30 protein-coding genes and 3 pseudogenes are annotated in these 26,115 nt (G+C 71.0%); 19 read left to right on the top strand and 14 right to left on the bottom strand.

Features of this window, described 5'->3' with window-relative positions:
- Nucleotide 1 precedes the first annotated feature (1 nt).
- Nucleotides 2-661 (bottom strand): annotated as a pseudogene (locus Q3Y56_RS30160) (IS701 family transposase); the annotation flags it as partial.
- 74 nt (nt 662-735) lie between these two features.
- Complete coding sequence (locus tag Q3Y56_RS30165) at nt 736-1,434, bottom strand: TetR/AcrR family transcriptional regulator (protein WP_304464929.1); 699 nt, start codon at nt 1,432-1,434, stop codon at nt 736-738.
- Between the two features lie 83 nt (nt 1,435-1,517).
- On the opposite strand from Q3Y56_RS30165, the gene Q3Y56_RS30170 reads away from it, so the two are divergent.
- Nucleotides 1,518-1,913 (top strand): Dabb family protein, encoded by a 396-nt coding sequence (locus tag Q3Y56_RS30170; protein ID WP_304464930.1) that lies wholly within the window; start codon nt 1,518-1,520, stop codon nt 1,911-1,913.
- 212 nt (nt 1,914-2,125) lie between these two features.
- Here the strand turns inward: Q3Y56_RS30170 and Q3Y56_RS30175 are convergent, their stop codons facing one another.
- Entirely contained in the window at nt 2,126-2,710 is a 585-nt protein-coding gene (locus Q3Y56_RS30175; protein ID WP_369696823.1) for a 2'-5' RNA ligase family protein, read from the bottom strand.
- Between the two features lie 52 nt (nt 2,711-2,762).
- Nucleotides 2,763-3,776: a helix-turn-helix domain-containing protein gene (locus Q3Y56_RS30180; RefSeq protein WP_304464931.1), complete on the bottom strand. Its 1,014-nt coding sequence runs from the start codon at nt 3,774-3,776 to the stop codon at nt 2,763-2,765.
- Between the two features lie 441 nt (nt 3,777-4,217).
- On the opposite strand from Q3Y56_RS30180, the gene Q3Y56_RS30185 reads away from it, so the two are divergent.
- From Q3Y56_RS30185 to Q3Y56_RS30200, 4 genes are all read left to right on the top strand, one after another.
- Nucleotides 4,218-4,406, top strand: a complete 189-nt coding sequence (locus Q3Y56_RS30185) for a hypothetical protein (RefSeq protein WP_304464932.1) — start codon at nt 4,218-4,220, stop codon at nt 4,404-4,406.
- Nucleotides 4,406-4,606, top strand: coding sequence for a hypothetical protein (locus tag Q3Y56_RS30190; protein WP_304464933.1), 201 nt, complete (start codon nt 4,406-4,408; stop codon nt 4,604-4,606). The genes Q3Y56_RS30185 and Q3Y56_RS30190 overlap by 1 nt, the downstream gene beginning before the upstream one ends.
- Before the next feature lie 80 nt (nt 4,607-4,686).
- Nucleotides 4,687-5,265 carry a TetR/AcrR family transcriptional regulator gene (locus Q3Y56_RS30195; RefSeq protein ID WP_304464934.1) on the top strand — a complete coding sequence of 193 codons (579 nt, stop codon included), beginning with the start codon at nt 4,687-4,689 and terminating at the stop codon, nt 5,263-5,265.
- A gap of 76 nt (nt 5,266-5,341) precedes the next feature.
- Entirely contained in the window at nt 5,342-6,124 is a 783-nt protein-coding gene (locus tag Q3Y56_RS30200) for an SDR family oxidoreductase (protein WP_304464935.1), read from the top strand.
- Nucleotides 6,125-6,145: 21 nt separating this feature from the next.
- On the opposite strand, the gene Q3Y56_RS30205 is transcribed toward Q3Y56_RS30200, so the two are convergent.
- Together Q3Y56_RS30205 and Q3Y56_RS30210 are read right to left on the bottom strand one after the other, a co-directional pair.
- Nucleotides 6,146-7,019, bottom strand: a protein-coding gene (locus Q3Y56_RS30205) for an IS5 family transposase (RefSeq protein ID WP_304464936.1) whose coding sequence is annotated in 2 segments (ribosomal slippage) — nt 6,146-6,635 and nt 6,634-7,019 — 876 coding nt in all. Because the reading frame shifts where the segments join, the coding sequence is not laid out codon by codon here.
- Nucleotides 7,020-7,064: 45 nt separating this feature from the next.
- A pseudogene (locus Q3Y56_RS30210) lies at nt 7,065-7,813 on the bottom strand (class I SAM-dependent methyltransferase).
- 354 nt (nt 7,814-8,167) lie between these two features.
- On the opposite strand from Q3Y56_RS30210, the pseudogene Q3Y56_RS30215 reads away from it, so the two are divergent.
- The 4 genes and pseudogenes from Q3Y56_RS30215 to Q3Y56_RS30230 all read left to right on the top strand — a co-directional run.
- Nucleotides 8,168-8,284 (top strand): annotated as a pseudogene (locus Q3Y56_RS30215) (IS5/IS1182 family transposase); the annotation flags it as partial.
- A gap of 109 nt (nt 8,285-8,393) precedes the next feature.
- Nucleotides 8,394-8,513 (top strand): TetR family transcriptional regulator, encoded by a 120-nt coding sequence (locus Q3Y56_RS30220; RefSeq protein ID WP_304464937.1) that lies wholly within the window; start codon nt 8,394-8,396, stop codon nt 8,511-8,513.
- Nucleotides 8,514-8,786: 273 nt separating this feature from the next.
- Nucleotides 8,787-9,056, top strand: coding sequence for an SH3 domain-containing protein (locus tag Q3Y56_RS30225; RefSeq protein WP_304461598.1), 270 nt, complete (start codon nt 8,787-8,789; stop codon nt 9,054-9,056).
- Between the two features lie 68 nt (nt 9,057-9,124).
- The gene (locus tag Q3Y56_RS30230; protein WP_304461597.1) at nt 9,125-9,403 is read left to right on the top strand and encodes a hypothetical protein; all 279 of its coding nucleotides are present in this window, start codon (nt 9,125-9,127) and stop codon (nt 9,401-9,403) included.
- 124 nt (nt 9,404-9,527) lie between these two features.
- Here Q3Y56_RS30230 and Q3Y56_RS30235 read toward each other — a convergent pair whose 3' ends face one another.
- Complete coding sequence (locus Q3Y56_RS30235) at nt 9,528-10,307, bottom strand: transposase (protein WP_304461596.1); 780 nt, start codon at nt 10,305-10,307, stop codon at nt 9,528-9,530.
- Between the two features lie 138 nt (nt 10,308-10,445).
- Here Q3Y56_RS30235 and Q3Y56_RS30240 point away from each other — a divergent pair, with 138 nt between their 5' ends.
- Nucleotides 10,446-10,754, top strand: a complete 309-nt coding sequence (locus tag Q3Y56_RS30240; RefSeq protein ID WP_304464938.1) for a glyoxalase — start codon at nt 10,446-10,448, stop codon at nt 10,752-10,754.
- A gap of 528 nt (nt 10,755-11,282) precedes the next feature.
- Here the strand turns inward: Q3Y56_RS30240 and Q3Y56_RS30245 are convergent.
- The 5 genes from Q3Y56_RS30245 to Q3Y56_RS30265 form a co-directional block, all read right to left on the bottom strand.
- On the bottom strand, nt 11,283-12,251 hold the full coding sequence (locus Q3Y56_RS30245; protein WP_304464939.1) for a pirin family protein: 969 nt from the start codon (nt 12,249-12,251) through the stop codon (nt 11,283-11,285).
- Entirely contained in the window at nt 12,248-12,937 is a 690-nt protein-coding gene (locus Q3Y56_RS30250) for a phosphatase PAP2 family protein (protein ID WP_304464940.1), read from the bottom strand. Before Q3Y56_RS30250 ends, Q3Y56_RS30245 begins: the two co-directional genes overlap by 4 nt.
- A 153-nt stretch (nt 12,938-13,090) precedes the next feature.
- Nucleotides 13,091-14,026, bottom strand: a complete 936-nt coding sequence (locus Q3Y56_RS30255; protein WP_304464941.1) for a M56 family metallopeptidase — start codon at nt 14,024-14,026, stop codon at nt 13,091-13,093.
- 308 nt (nt 14,027-14,334) lie between these two features.
- Nucleotides 14,335-14,958, bottom strand: a complete 624-nt coding sequence (locus Q3Y56_RS30260) for a DUF5134 domain-containing protein (protein ID WP_304464942.1) — start codon at nt 14,956-14,958, stop codon at nt 14,335-14,337.
- Nucleotides 14,959-15,280: 322 nt separating this feature from the next.
- Nucleotides 15,281-15,673, bottom strand: coding sequence for a VOC family protein (locus tag Q3Y56_RS30265; RefSeq protein WP_304464943.1), 393 nt, complete (start codon nt 15,671-15,673; stop codon nt 15,281-15,283).
- A 150-nt stretch (nt 15,674-15,823) separates the two neighbouring features.
- Here Q3Y56_RS30265 and Q3Y56_RS30270 point away from each other — a divergent pair, with 150 nt between their 5' ends.
- A complete protein-coding gene (locus Q3Y56_RS30270; protein WP_304464944.1) occupies nt 15,824-16,378 on the top strand; it encodes a GNAT family N-acetyltransferase in 555 nt (184 codons plus the stop codon).
- A 220-nt stretch (nt 16,379-16,598) separates the two neighbouring features.
- On the opposite strand, the gene Q3Y56_RS30275 is transcribed toward Q3Y56_RS30270, so the two are convergent.
- A complete protein-coding gene (locus tag Q3Y56_RS30275; RefSeq protein WP_304464945.1) occupies nt 16,599-17,282 on the bottom strand; it encodes a glycerophosphodiester phosphodiesterase family protein in 684 nt (227 codons plus the stop codon).
- A gap of 342 nt (nt 17,283-17,624) precedes the next feature.
- On the opposite strand from Q3Y56_RS30275, the gene Q3Y56_RS30280 reads away from it, so the two are divergent.
- The 5 genes from Q3Y56_RS30280 (at nt 17,625) to Q3Y56_RS30300 (ending at nt 23,107) form a co-directional block, all read left to right on the top strand.
- Nucleotides 17,625-19,022 carry a DUF6421 family protein gene (locus Q3Y56_RS30280; protein ID WP_304464946.1) on the top strand — a complete coding sequence of 466 codons (1,398 nt, stop codon included), beginning with the start codon at nt 17,625-17,627 and terminating at the stop codon, nt 19,020-19,022.
- A 26-nt stretch (nt 19,023-19,048) separates the two neighbouring features.
- Nucleotides 19,049-19,834, top strand: coding sequence for an SDR family NAD(P)-dependent oxidoreductase (locus Q3Y56_RS30285; RefSeq protein ID WP_304464947.1), 786 nt, complete (start codon nt 19,049-19,051; stop codon nt 19,832-19,834).
- Nucleotides 19,813-20,919 (top strand): low specificity L-threonine aldolase, encoded by a 1,107-nt coding sequence (locus tag Q3Y56_RS30290; RefSeq protein WP_304464948.1) that lies wholly within the window; start codon nt 19,813-19,815, stop codon nt 20,917-20,919. Before Q3Y56_RS30285 ends, Q3Y56_RS30290 begins: the two co-directional genes overlap by 22 nt.
- 72 nt (nt 20,920-20,991) lie before the next feature.
- On the top strand, nt 20,992-21,603 hold the full coding sequence (locus tag Q3Y56_RS30295) for a transglutaminase family protein (protein WP_304464949.1): 612 nt from the start codon (nt 20,992-20,994) through the stop codon (nt 21,601-21,603).
- Between the two features lie 58 nt (nt 21,604-21,661).
- On the top strand, nt 21,662-23,107 hold the full coding sequence (locus tag Q3Y56_RS30300; RefSeq protein WP_304464950.1) for a glyceraldehyde-3-phosphate dehydrogenase: 1,446 nt from the start codon (nt 21,662-21,664) through the stop codon (nt 23,105-23,107).
- 50 nt (nt 23,108-23,157) lie between these two features.
- On the opposite strand, the gene Q3Y56_RS30305 is transcribed toward Q3Y56_RS30300, so the two are convergent.
- Complete coding sequence (locus Q3Y56_RS30305) at nt 23,158-23,889, bottom strand: 1-acyl-sn-glycerol-3-phosphate acyltransferase (RefSeq protein ID WP_304464951.1); 732 nt, start codon at nt 23,887-23,889, stop codon at nt 23,158-23,160.
- 243 nt (nt 23,890-24,132) lie between these two features.
- On the opposite strand from Q3Y56_RS30305, the gene Q3Y56_RS30310 reads away from it, so the two are divergent.
- From Q3Y56_RS30310 to Q3Y56_RS30320, 3 genes are all read left to right on the top strand, one after another.
- Complete coding sequence (locus tag Q3Y56_RS30310) at nt 24,133-24,450, top strand: thioredoxin family protein (RefSeq protein WP_304464952.1); 318 nt, start codon at nt 24,133-24,135, stop codon at nt 24,448-24,450.
- Between the two features lie 148 nt (nt 24,451-24,598).
- The gene (locus Q3Y56_RS30315; RefSeq protein ID WP_304464953.1) at nt 24,599-25,105 is read left to right on the top strand and encodes a flavin reductase family protein; all 507 of its coding nucleotides are present in this window, start codon (nt 24,599-24,601) and stop codon (nt 25,103-25,105) included.
- 186 nt (nt 25,106-25,291) lie between these two features.
- Entirely contained in the window at nt 25,292-26,077 is a 786-nt protein-coding gene (locus Q3Y56_RS30320; protein ID WP_304464954.1) for an electron transfer flavoprotein subunit beta/FixA family protein, read from the top strand.
- The last annotated feature ends 38 nt before the right edge of the window (nt 26,078-26,115 follow it).

Raw genomic sequence — 26,115 nt, forward strand, 5'->3', positions numbered from 1 at the left:
GCACCCAGGCAAGGCCGCGTCCGTCCAGACCACGCCGGAAGTCGGCGTTCGCGCCGTAGCCGGTGTCCGCGACCAGGACGGCGGGCCGCAGACCGGCGGCGGCGAGGTCGTCGAGCATGTCCAAAGCGAGCTGCCACTTGGGCCGGTGGTGCTCGGTGTCGGGGATCCGGCAGGACCGCCTGCGGGCTTCGGCGTCGGGCCCGTCCCAGGTGGCGGGTAGGAACAGGCGCCAGGACAGGGGGCCTGAGGCGGTGTCGGAGGCGGCGTGGACACTGACGCCGATCTGGCAGTTGCCGACCTTGCCCAGCGTGCCGGAGTACTGCCGGGCCACCCCAGGCGAGGAACGGCCGTCCTTGGGGAAGCCGGTGTCGTCCAACACCCACACCTGCGGCCTAACCGCGGCCACCGCCCACCATGCCAGCCGGGCCCGCACCTGCTCGACCGGCCAGGTCGAGGACGTCATGAACTGCTGCAGCTGCAGGTGGTCGACACCGAGCCGTTCAGCTATCGGCTGCATCGACTTCCGCCGGCCGTCCAGCAGCAGCCCTCGCAGATACAAGGCACCCTTCGCCCGCTGGTCCCGCCGTGCCAGCGACGCGAACACCTCCCCGACGAACTCCTCCAACCGGCCCCGACACGCAGCAAGCTCACCCGCCCTCATACAGGCAAGGAACTACCGAACACCAACCGTGACAAGACCAGCTAACAGAGCGCTACTAGGACTTGTCCGGCCGATCATGCCGTGGAGGCGGGGTTTCCGCCTTGATCTGCCGGGCAGTCCTGTTCGCTCGCGTACGCGCGCAGGAAGGTGTCCACGGCCGCTTCCGCCGTGCCGCGCAGCTCGGCGGCCAGGACGCGGCGCGTGCCCAGCCGGGAGCGGGACTCCAGGGGGCCGGTGAGCAGGGCGAAGAAGTGCTCGGCGGCCTGCTCCGGGTCGCATGGGCGCAGGCGGCCGGCCAGTGAGAGGCGGGCCAGTCGGTCGGCGAGTGCCGCGTTTGGGCGGTGTGCGGTGCGCTCCTGCACGATCTCGACCAGGTCGGGGAACTGTGCCACTTGTGCGTAGGTCAGCCGGCGCAGCGCGTGGGCGCGTTCGCCGCAGCAGATGCGCGCCAGCCGGTGCGCCAGGTCCGTCAGCGCAGCCCGCGGATCCTCCTCCGGCGCCCGATCGCGAAGGTGCTCGATCGCCGTGAGGTGCTCCGCCATGAGGGCGTCAGCCGCGGCCTCGACGGTATGGCGGAAGAGGGTCTCCTTGTCGTTCAGATGGCTGTAGACGGTCGGCTTGGCGACCCCTGCCTCCTCCGCGATCTCCTGAACGCACGCTTGCGCGTATCCGCGCCGCGCGAAGACGGCGAAGGCAGCGCTCAGGATCGCGTTCCGCTTGTCGGCGCGCCCGCGCGGGACAGCCTTGGGTCTGCTTGACGCCGCTGAACTCATGCGTTCATTCTAGTGAACTACTCGCTGGGAAATTTTTCTGAACCGGCTAGTTCAATCAAGGTCACTCAAGGAAGTGGAAACCCATGATCGTTCACATGCTGCGGTTCGCCTTCAAGGACGGGACGACCGAAGAGCAGAAGGCCCGTGTGCTCACACTGATGCGGCGCACGGCGTCCGTCGAATCGGTCTCCTTCGCAACGGTCGGGCAGAGCCTGGCCGACCCCGCCGACGGCTTCACCCACGCCTACTGCGTGGGCATCAAGGACTTGGCGGCCCTGGAGCGGTACATGTACGACCCGGTCCACCTGGCTGGAGACCCCGAGATCATTCCGCACCTGGCCAGGATCGCCATCGGCCCTGACCTCTCCGACGACATGGACCCGGCGCTGGCCGACGAGATCATGGCGATGCACGAGAAGAAGGCCGCCCGGTATCCGCAGTGGGCAGCGCAGCTCGAACCGCTCCTCACTCTCGCCTGAGTCCGTCGGGCCATGTGACTGCCTCGTGCCTGGACCGTTGCTCTGGGCATGGGGCGCGGCGATCCAAATGATGCGGAGTGGGAACGTCTGCGGCCGTTCCCGCCTGTGAGCAACAAGGGTTGTGGCCGGGCGGGACCGTCAGGTTCTGGGCTGCGCGCCGCATCGATGGTCTTGCCGCGCTTGCGGGCGCGAGTACTACTGGGACCCCATTGTCACCGCATTGGTGCGTGGGCGTAGGGCTCCCATTCGTACATGCGCTGGTCGCGGTGGATGACGATGAGGTCGGCTGCGGTGATGCGGGCCGTGGCCGGGGCGGTGTTGACGGTGCTCAGGGCCTGGTAGACCGGTTCGGCCGGTGCTTCGGAGTTGCTGTAGGCGATCGAGACGTGCGGGCGGAATCCGTCCGGAGCTTCGGGGACGGTGGGCCAGACCTCGGCGATGGCAGAGCGGATGGTTTCGCGGACCGCGGTGACGGCGTCGGTGGGCTGGGCGGGGGCCAGGACCGCCTCGGGAGTGACGATCACGTCCGTCAGGGTGAGTTCCAGCGCTGGCAGGTCCGCGAGGCGCCGTTGGGCGGCGGCGGCGATGGCCTGGACGTCCCGCTCGTCGACTTCGTCGATGAAACCGAGTCCCTGCATGGTCAGGTGCAGCCACTGGTCGGGGATGGGGTCGAGGCCGGGCAGGTGGGCCAGCGCGTCGCGATAAGCGGCTGCGTACCGGTGGACGTCGGGGGCGTGGGCGAAGTGAGGTGCCAGGTGTAGAAGCGGCGGCCGACGCTCCAGCCGGGCCGCCACCACCAGTGATCCGCCATCGAAGCGTGCTGCGTCGTCGTCATGCCGTGAGAACCAATCAGGAGCAGAGGGTGCCTGGCGAGAGGGCGAGCCGGGGCGCGGAGTGTCGGCAGAACGCCTCAATCCGCCCCTGCAGCTCGCGGCCTGGGCGACTGTCGGCGAGCGTGCTGCGGGCGGCGGTTGCGGCGAGTTCGCCCAGTCGGCGGGTGACCGGGTCCATCCGGCGTTGCTGGGCCAGGGCGTCGGCTTGCTGGCAGGCGAGCAGGGTGCCGACGGTGCCGCTGCCGCGGTAGGTCTGGCCGTGCTGGGCGTGGTCGACGGCGGCGTGGAGATGGCCGTTCCAGAAGGCGATCTTGGCTCGGGTGGACAGCACCCACGCGCGTAGGTCGTCGGAGTCGGCTTTCTGGGCGCAGACCCAGGGGGTGCGGCCTTGGGTGTCGGCGTCGTCGAGCTGGCCGAGGTCGGAGCTCATCCATGCCAGGAGAGTGCACAGGTAGCCAGCGACGGCGTACAGGTCGGCCGTCTGCCGCGGATACTGATGCCCCTTCAGCAGGCCGAAGGCGGTGTCGCGGAGTCGGCGGGCGCGGTGGAAGAGCCGGACCGGTTCGGCGTGGGTGAGGTAGTCGCGGGCCAGGGAGCGGGTGGTGGCGACCAGCTGCTGCACGGGGGTCTCGCCGCAGTTCGACGCTTCCGCCCATCGGGCCCAGTCGGCTGACTCCTCGGCGGCCGAGCGGACCAGGGCCTCGCTGGTGACCGGTGCCGCTAGGTCGTGGGGGCGCTGGAGGAGCCGCAGCTCGCCGGGCGGCATCGCCTGTCGGTCCTCCAGGTCCAGCAGCTCCTCGACCTCGCACTCGTACACTGCGGCGAGGGCCGGCAGGGTCGCGGGGGTGGGCCGTCGGCCCGAGGCGGCTGGCCAGCGCTCCCACTTGCTCATCAGCGAGGCGTCCGCCGACACCGCTTCACCGGGACGTCGCGCGCCGAGATCGTTCACCTTGTCGGCGGCCTGCTGGAGAGTCAGGCCGTGCGCGTGCCGCCAGGCTTCTCGGGGGCGCAGCGACAGCCGGGCGCGCATCTCCTGGGCGATCTCCCTGGGGGTGGTTGCCCAGCTGCGCCAGCGTCTGCCGGAGCCGGTCCCGGCCTGCTTTCGACGGGTACGGACCCATCACGCACCTCCACGCCGGACAAGGGGGTTGGTCGGCCCTCAACCGTAGGGGCGGCGGCGCGGGGCGCGCATGGGCATCGGTGTCCAAAAAAGTTGGTCGCCGGTGCCCGTGACGGCCCGGTGGCGAGCTGCGAAGGTGTTCCGCCCGGCGGCAGGGAGTCTCACCGTCTCCCCGGGGCGACCCTGTCGCCGGAACGCGCCGTCGCGCATGAGCAGCGGCGGTTCGACCGCGCCCAACTCCCCATGCTCGGAGGGCGATGCGACATGCACCAGCGCAGCCCAGGCACACCCGGCCCTTCGCCGGGCCGCGGTATCGCGGTACCGACGTACCAGCCCAAGGTAGGTGACCTCGTGCGCGACGTCGATGCCGACAGTCTCGCGGTCGGCTGCATCGAGTCCGTCGGCCGGCTCGACGGTCCGCCCTCGCCCGTGCTGGTCCAGCCGATCCGCGGCGGCCAGTGCTGGCAGGCGGTTCCCGGAGCCCTGCGCCAGGCGCTGCCGGACGAGGTCGACCGCGCGCGGGCGGGGGCGGAGTCGTGATGGCCTCGACGGTGGCGCCCGCGCTGGTGCTGGAGAAGTTGAGCCCGTGGCAGCGGGCAGGCACGTCGTGCTGCTGGTGCTCGGACACCGCCTCCGCGCGGTACCCCGTCCCGCTGCTCTCCACGGTCCGTGCCGCGTTGCGCGCGTGCCCGGGCTGTGCGGAGGCGTTCGACATCCCGGCCGTGGAGGTGCCCCGGTGACCGGCAAGGCTCTGCCCGCCCACCGCGGCACCCGCATGTTTTCTTGACCTGTAAGTCAAGAAGGGTGTTAGGGTCTTCTCATGGGTAGACCCAAGCAGTTCGACCCGGACGTGGCGATCGACAAGGCCATGGACGTCTTCTGGCGCAAGGGTTACGCCGCGACGACGCCGCAGGACCTCGTCGACGAGATCGGCATCGGCAAGGGCAGTCTCTACCACGCCTTCGGTAGCAAACACGCCCTGTTCGAGCGGGCGTTGGAGCGCTACCGCGACACCCGGGCCGCCCAGCTGGTCGAGCTCCTCGACCGGCCGGGGCCTGTGCGGCCGCTGTTGCGCGAGGCGCTGGAGCTGCTGATCGAGATCGACCTCGGCGACCCGGACCGGCGAGGCTGCCTCGCGGTCAACACGGCCACCGAACTCGCGGGCGCGGACGAGAAGTCCACCGACCTCGTACGGTGGATGTTCGCGCGGACGGAGGACGCCCTGCGGATCGCTGTCGAGCGCGGTCAGCGCGCGCGGGAGATTGACGGGGGCCGGGACGCCCGCGCGGTGGCGAGCCTGCTGCTCGCGACCGTGATCGGCATGCGGGTCATTGCCAGGACGGCCGAGGGGCCCGAACGGCTGCGCCGCGTCGTCGACGCCGCACTCGACGCCCTCTAAGACACGCCACCCCGACGGCCCGGGTTCACGCGTACCCAAATTTTGTACCCACAGGTCAAGAAAAAGAGGAAGTGCCATGGACCTCCACCTCACCAGCAAGACGGCCCTCGTCACCGGCGCGAGCCGTGGCATCGGCCTCGCCACCGTCCGCCGGCTCGCCGCGGAGGGCGTACGGACCGTCGGCGTGGCCCGTACGATCACCGACGAGCTGAAGGCCACCGGGGCCGTCACCGTCGCGGCCGACCTGGCCACCCCGGACGGCGCCGAGCACGCCGTCGGCGCCGCGCGCTCCGCCCTCGGCGGCATCGACCTGCTGGTCAACGGGGTCGGCATCGGCGACGCCTATGCGACGGACGGCTTCCTCGCCGCGACCGACGACGTCTGGAAGGCCACCTTCGACATCACCCTCTTCAGCGCCGTGCGCGTCACCCGGGCAGCCCTGCCCGACCTGCTGGAGCGACACGGCGCGGTGGTCAACATCGGCTCGATGGGAGCGAGCGTCCCCTCCAGCGGCCCGGTCGACTACACCGTCGCCAAGGCCGCGCTCAAGGCGCTCGGGAAGTCGCTGGCCGAGGAGTTCGGGCCGCGCGGCGTCCGGGTCAACACCGTCTCGCCCGGGCCGGTCCGCACCGCCGTGTGGGAGGCGGGGGAGGGCTTCGGGGCGGAGCTCGCCGAAAGGGCGGGCATGGCACTGCCGGAGTTCCTGGCGCAGGTGCCCAGCATGATCGGCATGACCACGGCCCGGATGACCGAACCCGAGGAGGTCGCGGCCCTGGTGGCGTTCCTGCTGTCCGACCACGCACGCAGCATCATGGGCGCGGAACTGCGCATCGACGGCGGCGCCGTCAAGACGGTCTAGGGCCTGTTGTGAAAGTGCTGGTCACAGCCACTCGTAGAGGACTGCGACCAGCACGGTCGCCTCGTAGCGGACGGCGAGCTTGTCGTATCTCGTGGCGACTGCGCGGTGACGCTCGAGTCGATTGATTCCGCATTCGACCGCGTGGCGCTCGCGGAAGTCGGTCTTGTCGAACTTCGGCGGTCGGCCGCCGCCAGAGCCGAGCTTCTGCCGGTTGCGGATGCGGTCCGCAGGGACCGGGATCGTTGCTTCGATGCCGAGTCTGCGCAGGTAGGCGCGGTTCTTGCGGGAGTCGTACGCCTTGTCGGCCCGTACTCGGTCCGGTCGCTTGCGTGGCCGTCCCGGGCCCAGCCAGGGAACCCGGATTGCCTCCAGGACCGGCTCGAACTGCGGGGAATCACCCCACTGACCGGCGGTGATTACCACGGACAGCGGCTTCTGGCCCTGCTCGACCGCGAGGTGGATCTTGCTGGTCAGGCCGCCTCGGGAGCGTCCGAGGCCGTGGTCGGCCGGCTCGACGGCGATTCCGCCGGGCGGCTCCTTCTGAGCGTCCCCTTTTTGCCGCTCCGGCGGCGTGCTGGTGGGCCCGGCAGACAGTCGAGTCGACGTTCACGTCCCAGGTGATCAGGCCCTTCGCGTCCGCCTCGGCCTGGAGCTGGGTGACGATCCGGGCCCAGGTGCCGTCCCGCTGCCGGCGTCGGAACAGGTCGTAGACCCGGTCCCACGGGCCGTACCTGTCGGGTACGTCTCGCCACGGGGCGCCGGTCCGAGTCCGCCACCGTATGCCATCTATCAGCTGCCGCCGTGTCCACACTGGCGGACGGCCCGGCTTGATGCCCTGCGGCAGCAGCGGTTCAAGCTGGTCCCACTGGCCGTTCGTCAGATCCCCACGTCCCACAGAGCGTGATCATTCACGACCAAGATCCACTTTCGCAAACAGACCCTAGGCGGGGCGGACGGCTACCGCCACGGACGTCACGTACGGCTCGTCCAGCTCACCACCGGGGAAGTGCCGGGCGAGGTACTTCCGCTCCGCCGCAAGGAAAGCCGAGGCCCTGGGCTCGCCGAGCACGATAAAGGCTGAATGAGTGGCCAGCTTCGCGAGGTGGAAGTCGACGGAGACCCGGCGCGACCAGCGCAGCGCACGGGTCCTCCAGCAAAGCCCGGCCGGTGTTTCCACATTGGAGATGTAGAAGCCGGGCCCCAGCCACTCCTCGATCCTGGCCCCCTGCTCCGCCACCCATGGCACGGACGGGTCCGGGTCGTTCCACCACAACGCGAGAGCGCCCCGGGACGCAGGGCCCGCAGGGCGGACGGGACGGCGCGTGCGGGGTCGGTCCAGTGCCAGGACTGGGCGTACGAGACGAGGTCGAGCGAGCCGTCGGCCAGCGGCAGCCGGTTGCCGTCCCCGCGCACGAGCGGGACCCCCGGTAGCTCGCGCCGAAACTGCGCTGCCATCCCGGCGCCTGGCTCCACGCCCACCACCCGGGCCCCGCGCTCATGCAGATCCCGGGCGGCGATCCCCGTCCCGGTGCCCACATCGGCCACCCGGGCCCCGGCAAGCCGCTGCCCGCTGAACTCCTCCACGGTTTCGAAGACGGCCGCGGGGTACTGCGGCCGGTGCGCGGCGTACGCGCCCGCGGCCCGGTCGAAGGCCAGAGCCCGTTCGTGGGCGGGGATGTCGTACGTCACGCCCCGACTATTCCGCAGGCCGCCACTCCGGAACAGGGCGCGTCCTCGGCCAAGATCGACTATCGCGAGCGCCACGCGGTCGAATGCGGAATCAATCGACTCAAGCGCCACCGCGCAGTCGCCACGAGATACGACAAGCTCGCCATCCGCTACGAGGCGACCGTGCTGGTCGCAGCTAAGGGCTGTCCCGCAAATGATCTCTGAGTCGGTCTGGCCGCGTTCGTCTGATGGGCGGCGTGCTCGCTCACCCGGCGAGTGCGAGGTTGTGCAGGCGGGCGATGCCGAGCATGGCGTGGTGGACGCCATCGCCTTTTAGACGTCATCTCATTTGGACTCCTCCGGTAGCCTGCGGGCGTGGGGATCGTGGAGCGGCTGGTGCCGGATCAGTTGTGGGAGTTGTTCCAGCGGGTGGTGCCGGAAGCGCCTACCCGGCCTCAGGGCGGCGGCCGGCGTCGGCACGGCGACCGGGAGGGCACGGATGCGGTGGACGACCGGAGGCTGCCGATCCAGGCCGGAGGGCGAGCGAGGCTGCGGCTCGGGCCAGGGCAGCAGTGCATTGGATCCACAGGAGGCAAGAACAGTGCGGCGACCAGTCCAGGAGCGGAGCAAGGCCAAGCGGGCGGAGCTTCTCGATGCGGCCGCACGGCTGTTCGCGGAGCGCGGCTACGCCCAGACAACGGTCGACGACTGGCTTCGGTGACCTGCTGCAGGCGCCGATCCTGCTGGGCGTCCATGTAGAGGCTTTGCACGGTGACGTCGTCCGGGTAACCGCTGCCGCCGAGGTCGCCCGCGACTTCGCGGCCGGAGTACGCCGCACCCGGCGCTCCGCAGCCTGACCAACAGATCCCCCACCATCAACTCCATGAAAGCCCGCGCCATGCGCATGCAAGAAAGAGCTCATCCGATGACGAAGAACAAGATCCGCAGCGCCATAGCGGCAGCGGTAATCACAGCTGCAGCACTGGGAGGGGCAGTGGCAACCGCCCCGGAAGCGGCAGCGGCCTCGTGCAACTCCTGGACGCAGAAGGGCAAGACGACGGCCACGGTGACACTCCGGTCGAACCACTCCACCAGTTCGACGGCCCTCGGGGTCCTGAGCAAGGGCACCCGCGTCACCTCCAACTGCCTCTGGTGGGACGGCCACTCCCAGTACCAGTGGTACCGGGTCAAGGTCACCAGCGGCGCCAACACCGGCCGGACCGGCTGGATCTGGGGCGCCTACTTCTGGGGCTTCGCGAACTGACCGGCCAGCGCCCACCCCCCGTTCCAGGCGGAAGAACACATGTCCCGATACCCACCGCGATCAGGCCGGTGAACAGTCCCAACCCGCCCCTTGGGGAGAGCCAGGAACCGGACACCCTGATGGCCGCGCCGGAAGCCGCCACTCCTTCATGGGAGCACGAGCCTGACATGCGCTTCGACCTGTTCATAGCCAAGTGCCTGGCGCACGCCGACGCGACCGGCTGCACCGCCGAACGACGACTCGCCGCCGGTGTGCGTTCGGTCTTCACCGAATGGCGCGACAAGCGCGAGTTCGCGCTGACCGCCGGCAGCAACGAGATGGCCGTGCAGACGGACGCTTTGGGATGAGGGTCGCTGGGTGACCCCTGGCCGTTAAGCGCGTCCGGCGCTATGCGTCCGCACCCCTCACCGGGAGTGTGGCAAGCCATGCTCCCGGTGAACCCTTCTTAAAGCTTGTCTCGTGACGCTGTGATCAGTGGCTGAGGGCGAGGTTGTGCATGTGGGCGACGCCGCTGGTGGCCCACCAGACGCCGTCGCCTTTCAGGCGGCAGTCGCGCAGGATCTTCCAGTTCTTCATGCGGGCGAAGGCGTGCTCGACGCGGGCGCGTACCCGCCGGTGGGAGGTGTTGTGCTGTTCCTTCCAGTCGGGCAGCCGGTCCTGCCCGGCCTGGCGACGGTGGGGCATCAGGACGCCGGTGCCCTGGTAGCCGCCGTCGGCGAGGACGGTCGCGGTGCCGCATGCCCCCTTGATGCCGGACTCGGCGAAGGCGGTGCAGTCGTTGCGGTTGCCGGGCAGCGGGCGGCCGACGGCCAGCACCACCCGGGTGTCCGCTTTGATCAGGACCTGGAGGTTCGCTGAGTACCGGTAGTTCTTCGACGAGGCCGACACCGTCCGGTCTCTCGTGGGCACCAGTGTGCCGTCCACGATGAGGATGTGGTGCCGTCCGGGCTTGTGCTTGCCCGGGGCCAGGGCCAGCAGGGGCCCGTGCCGGCCGATCATCCGGCCGACGGCCGCGGGGGAGATCCCGAAGAGCGGGGCGAGCTGGCGCATGGTGAGGTTCGTACGGCAGTACATCGCCACGAGCAGGACCCGGTCCTCCAGGGGCAGTGCCCACGGGCGGCCCGGCCGGTCCGGGTCCAGAGCCCGGCCACCGTTGCGGTGGACAGCCCGCACCAGACGCTGGAACTGACGCGGGCGGAGCCCGGTGAACACCTCTATGAGCTCACGTCGTTGAGCCGTGACAACCTGCACGACTAGCTCAACGCCGCACCCGACCGCGAGTTACGAGACAGGCTTTAGGACGTGTTGCGAAGGTGTGTGCGGCGACGGACGTGCCGTAGTACACCTGGGGAGACATAGAGACGCGTTTGTTCTCACTTGGAGTCGTCGATGGCCGTTCGCTGTGTCGTGCCCAACATCCAGTCGGAGGCCGCGCAGGGGAGCCGGGAGTTCTATGGCCTGCTGGGTTTCGAGGAGGTCATGAACCACGGCTGGATCATGACGCTCGCCTCCCCGTCCAGCCCGGCAGCGCAGATCAGCATCATGACCAGCGACAAGACCGCGCCTGTTACCCCCGATATGAGCGTCGAGGTGGACGACGTGGATGCGGCCTATGCGGTCATGCGGGAGAAGGGTTGCGCTGGTCAGGCGCCTACTGGTCTGGGATTTCCCAGGGACTTTTCAGGGACGTTTCGCTGAGGAAAGGATCGAAACCCAGGTCAGGCCCTGTTTCCTCAGCACTCGATGACGTTGACCGCGAGTCCGCCGCGGGCCGTCTCCTTGTACTTGACCTTCATGTCTATGTTGATCCCCCTTTAGGGCCTCGGTGACGTTGCCGGCCATGTAGTGTCGACCAGGCCGCCGTCGCCGGACGGCGGCGTTGCCGTTGCGGTCGATACACGCGATCTAGATGAAGTCGCCGATCGGGCCGTAGGTCAGTTCGAGGTGGCGTGCTCCTTGCCGATCGCCGAGGGCCTCGGGTGGATCTTGCCGCCGCCCCGACGGACCGCATCGAGTTTCTCAATCGTGGTGTGACAAACCGTCAGTAGGGTCAGCAATGGGTCAGCATAAGGACGGCTAGAGCTGGTAACGGATGGTCGAACCTGCAACTCTTCGTGCCGCTTGAAGGGCTCCTGTGCCGAGCTTGGCGGGGCATCTGGCGGCGGTCGGCTCGGCGAGGTAGTGGCCGCACTCGGCAGCGCGCTGTTCAAAGTGCGTAGGCGCAGGTCAGCGCTCCCACCCTCGTGGCTTCAGGGGGAGCGGGGGCAGTTCGGGAGCGGGCAACGGGGCGCCGCCGTAGCCATGCACCTCGCCGAATCGGGACCCGGACATCCAGTCCTCGCGGGCCCGCGCGATGTCCTCGTGCGACCGCCCGACGAAGTTCCACCACATCACGATCCGCTCCTCGAACGGCTCGCCGCCCAGCAGCATGAACGCGCTGTCCACGTCGGCGCGCAGCGGCAGTTCGGAGCGCCCGCAGCCCAGGTACAGCAGCGAGCCGGGGGCCAGCCGCACGCCGTCGACCTCGGCCTCACCGGACATGGTGAGCGCGGCGTACTCGAAGTCGGGCCGCACCGGCAGCCGGGTGTCCGTGCCCGCCGCGAGCGCGATGTCGGCCCCCACGAGCGGGGAGAAGGTGCTGCCGGGGGAGGCCGCGCCGTCCAGTTCGCCCAGGATGACGGTGGCCCGCAGGCCGCCGCCGCCCGTGACCCGAGGCAGTTCGGCATGGTGCTCCCAGCGCGGCTCGATGTGCCGGTCGCCGTCCGGCAGCGCGACCCACAGCTGCGCCCCGTGCAGGAAGCGGGCGTGCTCCCGCGGCGACTCCTCGGAGTGCGCGATGGCCCGGCCGGACGTCATCAGCCCCAACTCGCCGGGGCGCAGCGTCTGGCGGCTGCCCAGGCTGTCCCGGTGCAGCACCTCGCCGTCGTGCAGCCAGCTCACCGTCTGCAGCCCCATGTGCGGGTGCGGTGGGACCTGCATCCCCGGCTCCTGGGCGATGTCGTCGGGCCCGTAGTGGTCGACGAAGCACCACGCCCCGATCATCCGCCGACCGAGGTGGGGCAGCAGGCGGCGGACCACGGTCGACTCGCCGAGCGGAACGCTCCGGCCGGTCAGCAGTTCGCGGACCGGGCGGGCGGTGACATCGGCGCGCCCGCCGCACACCGTCGCCGGGGGCCTGAGGTCGAGATTGCTCATGACGGAACTCTCCCATCGCGGACGTGGTCCTGGTCGCGGCCGGCACCGCCGGTCCCCGCCGCTTCGTACGTGGCCACGGCGGCGGCCACCAGCGCGGCGCCCAGCAACCAGCCGCCCACGACATCGCTCGTCCAGTGGACGCCCAGGTAGACGCGGGTGAAGCCCACGCCCAGGACCGACACGGCCGCGACGGCGGCCGCGAGCGCCAGCCATCGGGGCCGCGCGCCGTGCCGTGCGAGCAGCCAGAGCACGAGTCCGCAGGAGACGGCCGCGGTCACGGCGTGCCCGGAGGGGAACGCGAAGTAGTTGCCCGAGTCGACCGGGTCCGGCCAGTGCGGGCGCTCCCGCCTGACCGTCGCCTTGACGGTCCATTGGAGCAGCGTGCCCAGCGCCGAGGTGAGCACCACCCAGAGCGCGAGCCGCCACTCCCGCCGCCACGCGAGCCAGCCGACCGCCACGGCCAGCAGCGCGCGCATCGTCATCGGGTCCCAGACCCGGTCGGTCAGGACGCGGTTGGCGTCGGTCCAGCCGTCGTGTGTGACCGCCCAGCGGTGCAAGGACCGGGAGATCTCCCGGTCGGCGGAGTCCAGCGGACCCCAGTCGGCCGCCACCGGCACCAGGAGCAGGAGGAACAGTCCGGCGAGCAGCGTCGCGCCGCGGGCGGCACGGGTGGTCGGCACCAGCATGGACCGATGATCGCGCAGAGCCGGACGGGGGCCAAGCGGATCGGGTGGGCCGGACGGGCCGCGGCCGCGCTCCGGACCCGGTGAGTCGTGCCCCACGGGTCGACGGACCTGGTGAGCCGGGCCGTGCCCGGCGGGCACGGTCGGCGGCCTCGCTCAGCCGAGCACGCGCAGCGCCGGGACGAAGGTCACCAGCACCGGGACCGCCGGGACGAGGGCCGCCGCGGCCGTGAGCCGCAGTCGGCGTGCCGCCGACAGCCGGGACGCGGGCGCGAGCAGCCGGTCCACCCGGCGCGGCACCGCGGCGAGCGGCGCCGGACAGGGGCCGAACACCCCGCGGTCCTCGTTGAGTTCGACCAGCGCCAGCGCGGTGGTCAGCCGCCCGAAGCGACGGGAGGCGGAGTCGTCGGCGGCCAGTTCGACCAGCCGGTGCACCTCGTCGCGGAACGCGGCGAAGACCGGCACCTGCGGAAAGCCGGTGGCCAGCGCGGACGCGCAGTGCAGCAACCAGTCGTGGCGGGCCCGCGCGTGCCCCTGCTCGTGCGCCAGGACGGCGTCCAGCTGCCGGCCCTTGAGCCGGCGCAGCGCCGCGGTGGTCAGGACCAGTTGAGGCGTGGCGCCGGGCAGCCACCAGGCGCCGGGCCGCTCGCCTTCCAGCACCACGAGCCGTTCCCCGCGCGGCTCCTCGCCGGGCATCAGCGGGGAGCGTACGAGAAGCTCCGCGCGCCGCTGCCTGCGCCGGGCGCGCGCCCCGCGGACCTCGCGGGTGAGCATCACAGCGGTCCATACGGCGCCGGCGGCGAGGGCCACGGCGACCGGCGCGGCCCACGGACCGTAGAGGCCGAGGGCATACGCCTCGACCACACCCTGCGGGGCGGGCGCGAAGACGTTGCCCCGCACGGCCTCGGAGGCGGCGGCCGCGCTCAGCGCCATCGCGAGCCCGCAGCACAGCAGCACGCCGACGACCACGCACTGCCACATCCACAGGGCGAGCACGGGTTCGCGGTCGGGCCAGTCGGAGCGGGCCAGCAGTCGCGGTGCCATCGCCGCGGCCAGCGTGCCGAGAACCAGCAGCGCGAGCGGGACCATCATGGCGATCAGCCTATGAGCGAGGCCCTATCAGGCGGTACGGTCGCGCGGGGGAAGTGACGCACGCCACGGTTTCCGTGGGGTGGCCGATGGTTCGGCAGGCGGGGGAGTGGTAGGTCCGACTGCCGACTGCCGACTGCCGACTGCCGACTGCCGACTGCCGACTGCCGACTGCCGACTGCCGACTGCCGACTGCCGACTGCCGACTGCCGACCGGCGGTCGCTGGACGCACGACTGCCGACCGGCCGTCGCTGGACGCATCTGCCGCGTCTGCGTCTGCCGTGGCCCCTGGTTCCGCCTCCGCCTCCGCTCACAGGGTCAGCAGCATCGCGCACATCCCCGTGCCCATCGCGACGCGGCACGCGTCGAGCACCTCGGGCCGTTGCGACCAGGCGACATGGCCCGCGCCGCGGGGCAGGTCCGTGTCCGCGACCGATACCAGCCGGGCCCCGCCCCGTATGACGTACGCCGCGAAGTAGGCCAGCAGTGCGCCGGTGAGCAGCGGTTCGCCACCGCGCATGCCCTCCGCGGGGCCGCCGGTGTGGTCCGCGTGCCCGCCCGGGCCGCTCGTGCCGCCCGCCGCCATCGCGACGGCCATGTAGACCATCGCGCAGGCCTCGACGGCGTGATGCATCCGGTGGGACGGCGGCCGGCCGCCCCACCGGTTCGGCAGCGGCAGCAGAGCGTGCACCGCCGCCGCGCCGAACACCGCCACGAACGCCGGTGGGGCCCAGGCGTGTTGGCCGAGTGCCGCGGCCGGGACCGCCGGGACTGCCGGGACCGCCATCACCGCCATGCCCCATGCCATGAGCGCCTCCGCCCCGGCCGATTGCCGCAGGTTCGGCGGGGCCGCGCGCAGCCGCAGCAGGCAGTACGCCCCTGTCGCGGCGCCGAGCGCCACGAGCAGCCAGCCGACGAACGGTGGTCCGTGCACGGCGCACCTCCGTGGGAGCACTCCCGGGTACCGCTGGGCCTACCCTCCCGTCCGGCGTCCGGCGTCCGGCGTCCGGCGTCCGGCGTCCGGCGTCCGGCGTCCGGCGTCCGGCGTCCGGCATCCGGCTATCGGGCCGGAGGCCGGGGGAGGGCACGTCCGGAGCATGCCCCGCGCGCGCCCGACGTACGGCAGTGCACGGGCGCAGCCGGGGAGCGCGGCAACGCTTCAGCCCCGCCCCCCGGGGGGCAGGGGAGGAGTTCCCCCGGGGCGATCAGGCCGGTTCCCGGCCGGCGCGTGCCCTGACGCAGGCGGCGGGCCGGCGTCAGATTCCCGGGCGGTACCGCAGGGGATGGTCCGCGGGTACCTCCACCACGCAGATGCGGACCCCGTCCGGGTCCGCGACCCACATCTCCACCAGCCCCCACGGCTCCTGCCGGGGCGGCCGCAGCACGGTGGCCCCGGCCTCCGCCAGCTCTTCGTGTGCGGCGCGCACATCCGGTACCTGGAGCCACAGTTCGAGGCCGGGCGCCGGCGGGGTGTCGGATTGCCCGGACACCTCCAGGAAGCCGCCGCCGAGGAAGTACACCGTGCCGCGCAGCGGCCCCGTGCCGAACTCGCGGTAGACCGCGAGGCCGAGCGTCGATCCGTAGAAGGCCCGCGTCCGCTCCGGGTCGGTGGGCCGCAGCAGCACCCGGCTGCCCAATACGTGCACCATGCCGCGACCCTACGCAGTCGCGCCCTCGCACGCCCGTAACCGCGCACGCGTAACCGCGCACCCGGTGGCGGTGCCCGCCCGCACACGAATCCGCGTCCCGCGCTAGTGTCGGCCGCGCCGTACACCGCAGGGAAGGACACCCGCACACCGATGGAGACCGCCGACACCGCCCCCACCGCCGACGCGCTGACCTTCCGGGCGGGCACCCGGTCCGACGTGCCGGAACTCGTCGCGCTCATAGAGTCCGCCTACCGCGGCGAGGCCAGCAAGGCGGGCTGGACGACCGAGGCGGATCTGCTGGACGGCCGGCGCACCGACCCCGAGGGCGTCGCGGCCGTGATCGACGCCGAGAACAGCCGACTGCTGACCGTCGAGCGGGACGGCGAGCTGATCGCCTGCTGCCAGGTGGAGCGCCGGGGCGAGCACGCGTACTTCGGCATGTTCGCGGTGCGGCCCACGCTCCAGGGAGCCGGCCTGGGCAAGGTGATCATCGCCGAGGCCGAGCGCTTCGTGCGCGCCGAGTGGGGGGCGCGGGAGATGCACATGACCGTGATCTCCGCGCGGGATGAGCTGATCGCCTGGTACGAGCGGCGCGGCTACTCCCGCACCGGGCAGATGAGCCCGTTCCCGTACGGCGACGAGCGCTTCGGTGTCCCGCGCCGCATGGACCTGCAGTTCGAGCTGCTGGTCAAGCCGCTGGTCTGAACGCGCGCGAAGGCCCGCCCCGCCGAACGCGCGGCGTAGGCCCGCCTCGCCGGACCCGCGCGAAGGCCCGCCCCACAGGGTGGGCCCACCGAGCGGGCCCACCCGAGCAGGTCTGCGCCGTGCAGCGGACCTACGCCGTGCAGCGGACCTACGCCGTGCAGCGGACCTGCGCCGTGCAGCGGACCTGCGCCGTGCAGCGGACCTGCGCCGTGCAGCGGACCTACGCCGTGTAGCGGGTCGCGCGCCGGATCTCCGGGAAGTCCGTCGTACCGCCGTCGAGCCCGAGTCCCCGGGCCAGCCGCAGCTGGTCCTGGGTGTTCACGGTCCACCCGATCACCTTCAGCCCGGCCGCGTGCGCCCGCTCCACCAGCTCCAGGGTGAGGCGGCGGATGTTGAGGACGAGCATCCTGGCGCCGACCGCCTCCGCCCGGTCGATCACATCCGGTCCGTACCTGCTGGCCACCAGCGCGGTGCGCACCGCGGGCAGCAGGCCGCGGATCTCGGCGAGCGCCTCGTCGTGGAACGACAGCACGTCGACGCGGCCCAGCAGGTCACGCCGCACCATCACCTCGGCGAGCGCCCGGGCCGCCGCCCTGTCCTTGATCTCGGCCTGGAGCGGCGCCTGCACCGCGTCCAGGACCTCCTCGAAGAGCGGGATCCGCTCTCCCTGCCCGGCGTCGAGTTCGCGCAGCTCGGCCAGGGTCTGCACGCTGATGGGGCCCGAGCCGTCGGTGGTGCGGTCCACCTCGGCGTCGTGCATCACCACCAGCGCGCCGTCCTTGCTCAGATGGAGATCCAGCTCGATCACGTCCACGCCCTCGCGTTCGGCGCGGACGAACGACCGGAGGGTGTTCTCCGGTTCGACGCCCATCAATCCGCGGTGTCCGATGGTGAGAAAGGTCAACGCAGTCTCGCCTTCTGTCGGCGGCGGCTCCACTCGGCGGCGGACAGCCTAGCGGCCGCCGGGCGTCTGTTGGTGAACGGCGCGATGCTTGCGGGCGGCCCGGAGTCGTCCCGTGGACGACCTGGAGACGTCTCGTAGGCGGGGCCCCGTGGACGACCTGGAGGCGTCCCGTAGGCGGCCCGGTGGACGACCCGGAGGCGCCCCGAATGCTCCCGGACGTGACAGGAAAAACATCGGTCACGGTCTGATGACGCCGGATAATTTCCCGTTGGATCACTTGAGCGGGGGAAGCGCGCATGGATACGGTGGGCTTACGCGAGGTTCTCCTGTGGAGGTTGTGACATGACGGAAATTCTTGCGCCCGAGGCGACAGACAGTGCGGTTCTGCCCGCCCAGCGCGTGGTGGACCACTCTGCCTGGCCCGTGCTCAAGGCCGCCGTGGAGGAGATCCGGCCCTGGCAGTCCGCGGACGGCTCGATCGATCTCGACGCCGGGAACGCCCCTTCGGGTGACACCGTCCGGGCCACCGTCGACCGCATGATCGCCGCCATCGAGGACCTGGCCCCGCTGCTGCCGCACAACGCCGCGTACCACCAGGCGCTCGTCGCCGACCTGCGCCGCTGGGCGGACGACGGCTTCGGCGTCCCCGACTTCCTGGACTCGCTGCTCGCCTTCCAGCCCGCCCAGCGGCGCGTCGACGGCCTCCAGCACCTCGTCGTCTTCCCGATGTACACGCAGAACGGCAACCCGGACCGCAACTTCGAGGCCGTCGTGCTGCGCATGGTGTGGCCGGAGTGGCTGGCCGAGCTGGAGCGCACGCGCTTCGACAACCCGCTGTTCCTCGGCATCACCTTCGAGGACTTCACCGCCGGTTACGACACCAACTCCGCGGTCCTCTTCCCGGAGACCATCGCCGTACGCGAGGCCCCCGAGCGCTTCACCTGGGGCGGCATCTTCTGCGACCGCGAGGCAGCGCGCTTCCGCAAGGTCAGCGAGGCCGCCGTGGACGTCCTGGGCATCGACCTGCCCGAGGACATCAAGCTGCTGCTGGCCGACCAGAAGCGGTGCGAGGAGGCGTTCGTCCTGTGGGACATGGTCCACGACCGCACCCACAGCCACGGCGACCTGCCCTTCGACCCGTTCATGATCAAGCAGCGCCAGCCGTTCTGGATGTACGGGCTGGAGGAGCTGCGCTGCGACCTCACGGCCTTCAAGGAGGCCGTGCAGCTGGAGGCCGAGGGCTTCGCCCAGGCCCGCGACGTGCAGTACGCCGTGATCTTCGACCGGATGTTCCGCTTCCCGGTCACCGGCGACCGGGTCCGCAACTACGACGGCCTCGGCGGCCAGCTGCTCTTCGCCTACCTGCACAAGCACGACGTGGTGCGCTGGACCGACAACACCCTGCGCATCGACTGGGAGCGCGCCCCGCAGGTCACCAACCAGCTGTGCGGCGAGATCGAGCGGCTCTACCGCGACGGCATCGACCGCCCCAAGCTCGTGCACTGGTTCAAGGCGTACGAGCTGGTCTCCACCTACCTCGCCCCGCACCCCGGCTCCGTATGGGCCAAGGGTCCCGACGCCTTGGACCTCACGCAGCCGCCGCGCAAACTGGTGGACGAGGTGCTCGCCGACGAGTTTCCGCTCAGCATGTTCTACGAGGCCCTCGCCAAGAAGCTGCGCGGCGTGATCAAGTCCACCCAGGGCATCACCGCCCGCAGCGACATCCAGGCCGCCGCGTGAGCGCGGGGCAGGAGGAGACGACCGAGATGACCACTCCCACGTCGAGCCCGACCCCCAACGAGCCGAACGGCAAGGGGCCGCTGGACGGCGCCGTCGTCGCCGTCGCGGGGGCCGCCGGACCGGCGGGCCGGGCGGCACTGCTGCGGCTGGCCGAGGCCGGGGCGACCGTCGTCGCCTGCGACGCGGACCCCGGGCGGCTCGCCGAGGCCGTCGACGCGGCCCGATACGCCCACGGCGGCGCCACCGTCACCGGCGAGACCGTCGACCTCCTCGACCTGGAGGCCACCCGCGCCTGGGCGGACCGTACGGAGAAGGAGTTCGGCCGGATCGACGGGCTGGTGCACCTGGTCGGCGGCTGGCGCGGCGGCAAGACCTTCGCCGACGCCCCGCTCGCCCACTGGGACACCCTGCACAACCTGCTGATCAAGACCGTCCAGCACACCTCGCTGGCCTTCCACGACGCGCTCCAGCGCAGCGGCAAGGGGCGCTACGTCCTGATCAGCGCCGCGGGCGCCTCCCAGCCGACCGCCGGGAACGCCGCGTACTCCGCCGCCAAGGCCGCCGCCGAGGCATGGACGCTGGCCCTCGCCGACTCCTTCAAGAAGCTGGCGGGCGAGAGCGCTCTGCCGGCCGCGGCTACCATCCTGGTGATCAAGGCGCTGGTGCACGACGCCATGCGCGAGGAGCGCCCGAATGCCAAGTTCGCGGGCTTCACGGACGTGCGCGAGCTGGCCGAGGCCATCGCCGGTGTCTGGGACCGGCCCGCCCAGGAAGTGAACGGAACCCGTCTGTGGCTGACCGAAAAGCCGTGACCGCCGATCCCGCCGACACCGCCGGGACCGACGCGCGGCGCCATCACGACCCCGAGCTGCGCGGCTTCGCCAGCGACAACTACGCCGGGGTCCACCCGGAGATACTCGCCGCGCTCGCCCTCGCCAACGGAGGCCACCAGGTCTCCTACGGCGAGGACGAGTACACCTCGCACCTGCAGAGCGTCATACGCAGCCACTTCGGGGCGTCCGCCGAGGCCTTCCCGGTCTTCAACGGCACCGGCGCCAACGTCGTGGCCCTCCAGGCGATGACCGACCGGTGGGGCGCGGTCATCTGCGCCGGCACCGCGCACATCCACGTCGACGAGTGCGGCGCGCCCGAGCGCGTCGGCGGGCTCAAGCTGCTGACCATCCCGACCGAGGACGGCAAGCTCACCCCCGAGCTCATCGACCGCGAGGCGTGGGGCTGGGACGACGAGCACCGTGCCATGCCGCAGGTGGTCTCGATCGCCCAGACCACCGAGGTGGGCACCTGCTACACGCCCGAGGAGATCCGCGCGATCTGCGAGCACGCCCACGAGCGCGGGATGAAGGTCCACCTCGACGGCGCCCGCATCGCCAACGCCGCCGCGACGCTGGACGTTCCGATGCGGACGTTCACCAACGTCGCGGGCGTGGACGTGCTGTCGTACGGCGGCACCAAGAACGGCATGCTCTTCGGCGAGGCCGTCGTCGTCCTCAACCCCGACGCCGTACGGGCCATGAAGCATGTGCGCAAGCTGTCCATGCAGCTCGCGTCCAAGATGCGCTTCGTGTCCGTACAGCTGGAGGCGCTGCTCGCCAAGGACCTGTGGCTGCGCAACGCGCGGCACGCCAACAAGATGGCCAAGCGCCTGGCCGCGGGCGTACGGGCCATCGACGGCGTCGAGATCAAGTACGCGGTGGAGTCCAACGCGGTCTTCGCCACCCTGCCGCACGACGTCGCCGAGCGGCTCCAGAAGCGCTACCGCTTCTACTTCTGGGACGAGGCGGCCGGACTGGTGCGCTGGATGTGCTCCTTCGACACCACCCCGGAGGACGTCGACGACTTCACCGAGGCGATCGCCGAGGAGATGGGCAAGCGCTAGTCGACGCATGAGTATGCACCCGGCCGTAAATCCATTGACGCGCGGCCGGGTGCTTCGCTACGCTCCGTAGTCATGGAGCTGATTCCTGAGACGGCCGATCCGTCCGCCTATCTTGCCGCCGACGACGCCATCGACCACGAGCACCCGCTGGTGCGGGACACCGCCGCCCGGCTGCGTGCCGGAGCGCCCGCGCCGGCCGCGTACGCCCGCGCCGCCTACGCGTTCGTGCGCGACACCATCCCGCACTCGGCGGACGTCGACGACCCGCGCGTGACCTGGCGCGCCTCCGACGTCCTCGCCCAGCGCACCGGCATCTGCCACGCCAAGGCGCACACTCTCGCCGCGCTGCTGCGCGCCGAGGGCATACCCGCGGGGTTGTGCTACCAGCGGCTGGCCGACGACGACGGCTCGAACCCCTTGGTCCACGGGCTCATCGCGCTCCGGCTGCCCGAACACGACGGCTGGTTGCGCCAGGACCCGCGCGGCAACAAGCCCGGCGTGGACGCGCAGTTCAGCCTCGACGGCGAGCGGCTGGCGTGGGTGCCGCGCCCGGAACTGGGCGAGACCGACTACCCGACGGTGTACGCGGCGCCGCCGCCCGCCGTGCTGGCCGCCCTGCAAGGCGCCACCGACCGGCCGCACCTGTGGCAACTGCTCCCCACCGGCCTCCGGCTGCCCGCTTGAATGCTCAAAAAGGCGTCGGGTTAGCATATGAGCGCCGCCTAGCTCGAAAGATAAATCTGTGACTGTCAATGACGACTCGTTCACTAACTGGAAGAACCGCGAGGAGATCGCGGAGTCGATGATCCCGATCATCGGGAAGCTGCACCGCGAGCGGGACGTCACGGTCCTGCTGCACAGCCGCTCCTTGGTGAACAAGTCGGTGGTCAGCATCCTCAAGGCCCACCGATTCGCCCGGCAGATCGCCGGAGAGGAGCTCTCGGTCACCGAGACGCTCCCGTTCCTGCAGGCTCTCACCGCGCTCGATCTCGGCCCGTCCCAGATCGACATCGGCATGCTCGCCGCGACGTACAAGACCGACGACCGCGGTCTGTCCGTGGCGGAGTTCACCGCCGAGGCCGTCGCCGGCGCCACGGGTGCCAACAAAATCGAGTGCCGCGAGGGGCGCGACGTCGTCCTCTACGGCTTCGGCCGCATCGGCCGCCTCGTCGCCCGCCTGCTCATCGAGAAGGCCGGCTCCGGCAACGGCCTGCGGCTGCGCGCCATCGTCGTCCGCGGAGGCGGCGACCAGGACATCGTCAAGCGCGCCTCGCTGCTGCGCCGTGACTCCATCCACGGCCAGTTCCAGGGCACGATCACCGTCGACGAGGCGAACAGCAAGATCATCGCCAATGGCAACGAGATCCAGGTGATCTACGCGAGCGACCCGTCGGAGGTCGACTACACGGCGTACGGCATCAAGGACGCCATCCTCATCGACAACACCGGCAAGTGGCGCGACCGCGCGGGCCTGTCGGAGCACCTCCGGCCCGGCATCGACAAGGTCGTCCTGACCGCGCCGGGCAAGGGCGACGTGCCCAACATCGTCCACGGCGTCAACCACGACATGATCAAGCCGGACGAGCGGATCCTGTCCTGCGCGTCCTGCACCACCAACGCGATCGTGCCGCCGCTGAAGGCCATGGCGGACGAGTACGGCGTCCTGCGCGGCCACGTGGAGACCGTCCACTCGTTCACCAACGACCAGAACCTGCTGGACAACTACCACAAGGCCGACCGCCGCGGCCGCTCGGCGCCGCTCAACATGGTCATCACCGAGACCGGCGCCGCCTCCGCCGTGGCCAAGGCGCTGCCCGACCTCAAGGCGCCCATCACCGGCAGCTCGATCCGCGTCCCGGTGCCGGACGTCTCGATCGCGATCCTCAGCCTGCGGCTCGGGCGCGAGACCACCCGCGAGGAGGTCCTCGACCACCTCCGCAACGTGTCGCTGACCTCGCCGCTCAAGCGCCAGATCGACTTCACCACCGCGCCGGACGCGGTCTCCAGCGACTTCATCGGCTCGCGGCACGCCTCGATCGTCGACGCCGGCGCCACCAAGGTCGACGGCGACAACGCGATCCTCTACCTGTGGTACGACAACGAGTTCGGCTACTCGTGCCAGGTCATCCGGGTCGTCCAGCACGTCTCCGGGGTGGAGTACCCGACCTACCCGGCCCCGGTGGCCTGATCTCGGCGGATGGACTGCCCCACCCGGCCTCTCGGCAGGCCGGGTGGGCGTCAGCCGCGGCGGTCCAGTGCGACCGCCTGCTCCGGCGTCGGTGCCGTCCCGCCCAGGTGCGCCGGCACCCACCAGGTGTCCTCCGGGCCCTTGGGGCGGACCGGGTAGGCCCGCTGGGCGGCCTCCAGCAGGTCCTGCACGCGGGAGCGCAGCCGGTCGGTGATCTTGTCGGGGTGCTCCGCCGGATCGGCCTCCACCGGCTCGCCCACCCGCACCGTGATGGGGAAGTGGTTGCGGCCCAGATCTCGCTTGTGGCCCTTGGTCCACAGCCGCTGGGTGCCCCACAGTGCCATCGGCAGCAGCGGCACCCCCGCCTCCTGGGCCAGCCGGGCCGCCCCCGACTTGAAGTTCTTCAGCGTGAAGGACTGAGAGATCGTCGCTTCCGGGAAGACCCCGATGATCTCGCCGGAGCGGAGCGCCTTGAGCGCGTGCTTGTACGCCTCCATGCCCGCGGCCCGGTCCACCGGAATGTGCTTCATCGCCCGCATCAGCGGCCCCGACACCCGGTGCCGGAAGACGGACTCCTTCGCCATGAAGCGCACCAGCCGCTTGGCCGGGCGGGCGGTCAGGCCGCAGAAGATGAAGTCCAGATAGCCGATGTGATTGCTCACCAGGACCGCCCCGCCCTGCCGCGGGATGTTCTCGGTGCCCTTGATGTCGAAGCGCAGGTCGAGCGCCTTGAACATGGTGCGGCAGGCACCGATCACCGGCGGGTAGACGAGTTCAGCCATGGGTGGGGGGACCCTTCCTGTTCTCCTGGGAGGGTTCTCCCGATGGAAGTTACGCGGCCGTAGGTTAGGGCTTTCGGCAGATCGTGCCCCATGTCGGCCCGGTCTGCTACCGCGGGGACCCCGCTGGCCAGGAGATTCTCGTCACGTCACACGGCGGATGCCCTGGCGTCCACACGGGAATAGCTCCTCCGTCCGGCACGCTACAGCCAGGGAATCAGGACCGGTGCAGGCGGGAGGGAAGGCGTGAGCGACGAGGTGCGGCTGACAGCCGACCGGATCGGAGGCCGACTGGGGGAGCGGGCCACGCTCGTGCAGTTCTCCAGCGCCTTCTGCCAGCCGTGTCGCGCCACCCGCCGCACCCTCGCCGAGGTGGCCGCCATGGTCGACGGCGTGGCCCACGTCGAGATCGACGCCGAGGCGCGGCTGGAGCTGGTGCGCGAACTGGGTATCCTGCGCACCCCCACCGTGCTGATCCTCGACGCCCGGGGCCGGATCGTCCGCCGCGCTGCGGGCCAGCCGCGCCGGGCCGACGTGATCGCCGCGCTCGGCCGGGCGGTCTGATCCGGTACGCCTGACCCGTTGTCCGGGACCTCCGCGCCGGTCGCGCGTGCCCGGCCCGCGGACCGCACGTGACGGCGCGTACGGCGCTCGACGCGGTGACGCCCATACGACGCCGATCCCAGCTTCTGTACAGGAGGGCAACCACCCCATGACGGCAACGCCCGACCTCGCCACGCATCGGCTCGCCGCCCCCGAACTCTTCCGCTCCGTCTTCCGCCGGCACGCCGCCGGCGTCGCGGTGATCACGGCGCGGGGCAGCGGCCCCGTCGGCTTCACCGCCACCTCCCTGACCTCCGTGGCCGCCGAGCCGCCGCTGCTCTCCTTCGGGGTGGGAAACGGCTCCTCCTGCTGGCCGGTGCTCGCCGAGGCCGAGCACGTCGGGGTGCACATCCTCGGCGAGGACCAGCGGGAGCTGGCCGCCATCTTCGCGCGCAGCGGTGCCGACCGGTTCGCGCCGCCCACCAGTTGGCGCACCGGACCGGAGGACGTGCCGCTGCTGGACGGAGTGCTGGCGTGGCTGGTGTGCCGGATCGCGGCCCGAATACCGGCCGGGGACCACCACGTGGTCATCGCCGAGGCCGTCGCCGGCGACCCTTCGGGAAGCGGCCGCCCGCTCCTGTACCACCAAGGCCGCTTCAACGCGCTGCGGGACTGAGACGTTGCGCCCGCGGCCGTTGGAAAGGTCACAGTTCAGTGGCCTTGCCTCTCGGGAAACCACTCGGTGTACTGACGAGTAATATTTCGTTCGGCGAGTGGGACGCCCCGACCGGGATCCGGCCCACGAGGCGCCTATGCTGCCAGCACAAGGCAGCTCAAGAGACGATGCAGTAGGAGAGCCGGCGTGAGCTTGAGGATCGTTGTCTGTGTGAAGTACGTGCCCGACGCCACCGGCGACCGGCACTTCGCCGAGGACCTGACCGTCGACCGCGACGACGTGGACGGCCTGCTCTCGGAGCTCGACGAGTACGCGGTCGAGCAGGCGCTGCAGATCGCCGACGAGGCGGACGACGCCGAGATCACCGTGCTGACCGTGGGTCCGGAGGACGCCAAGGACGCGCTGCGCAAGGCGCTGTCCATGGGTGCCGACAAGGCCGTCCACGTCGAGGACGACGACCTGCACGGCACCGATGTGATCGGCACCTCGCTCGTGCTCGCCAAGGCCATCGAGAAGACCGGCTACGACCTGGTCATCTGCGGTATGGCCTCCACCGACGGCACCATGGGCGTGCTCCCGGCGATCCTCGCCGAGCGCCTGGGCGTGCCGCAGGTGACGCTGCTCTCCGAGGTGTCGGTGGAGGACGGCAAGGTGACCGGCCGCCGCGACGGCGACACCGCCAGCGAGCAGCTGGAGGCCTCGCTGCCGGCCGTCGTGTCGGTGACCGACCAGTCCGGCGAGGCCCGTTACCCGTCCTTCAAGGGCATCATGGCCGCCAAGAAGAAGCCGGTGGAGTCCTGGGACCTGGAGGACCTGGAGATCGACGCTGACGAGGTCGGCCTCGAGGGCGCCTGGACCAAGGTCGAGGAGGCCACGGAGCGCCCGGCGCGCACCGCGGGCACGATCGTCAAGGACGAGGGCGAGGGCGGCAAGCAGCTCGCCGAGTTCCTCGCGGGCCAGAAGTTCATCTAAGGCTCGCGCCGCCCCTCAACCGCCGTCACTTTTCCCGC

The sequence above is a fragment of the Streptomyces sp. XD-27 genome (assembly GCF_030553055.1).
Classification (GTDB): domain Bacteria; phylum Actinomycetota; class Actinomycetes; order Streptomycetales; family Streptomycetaceae; genus Streptomyces.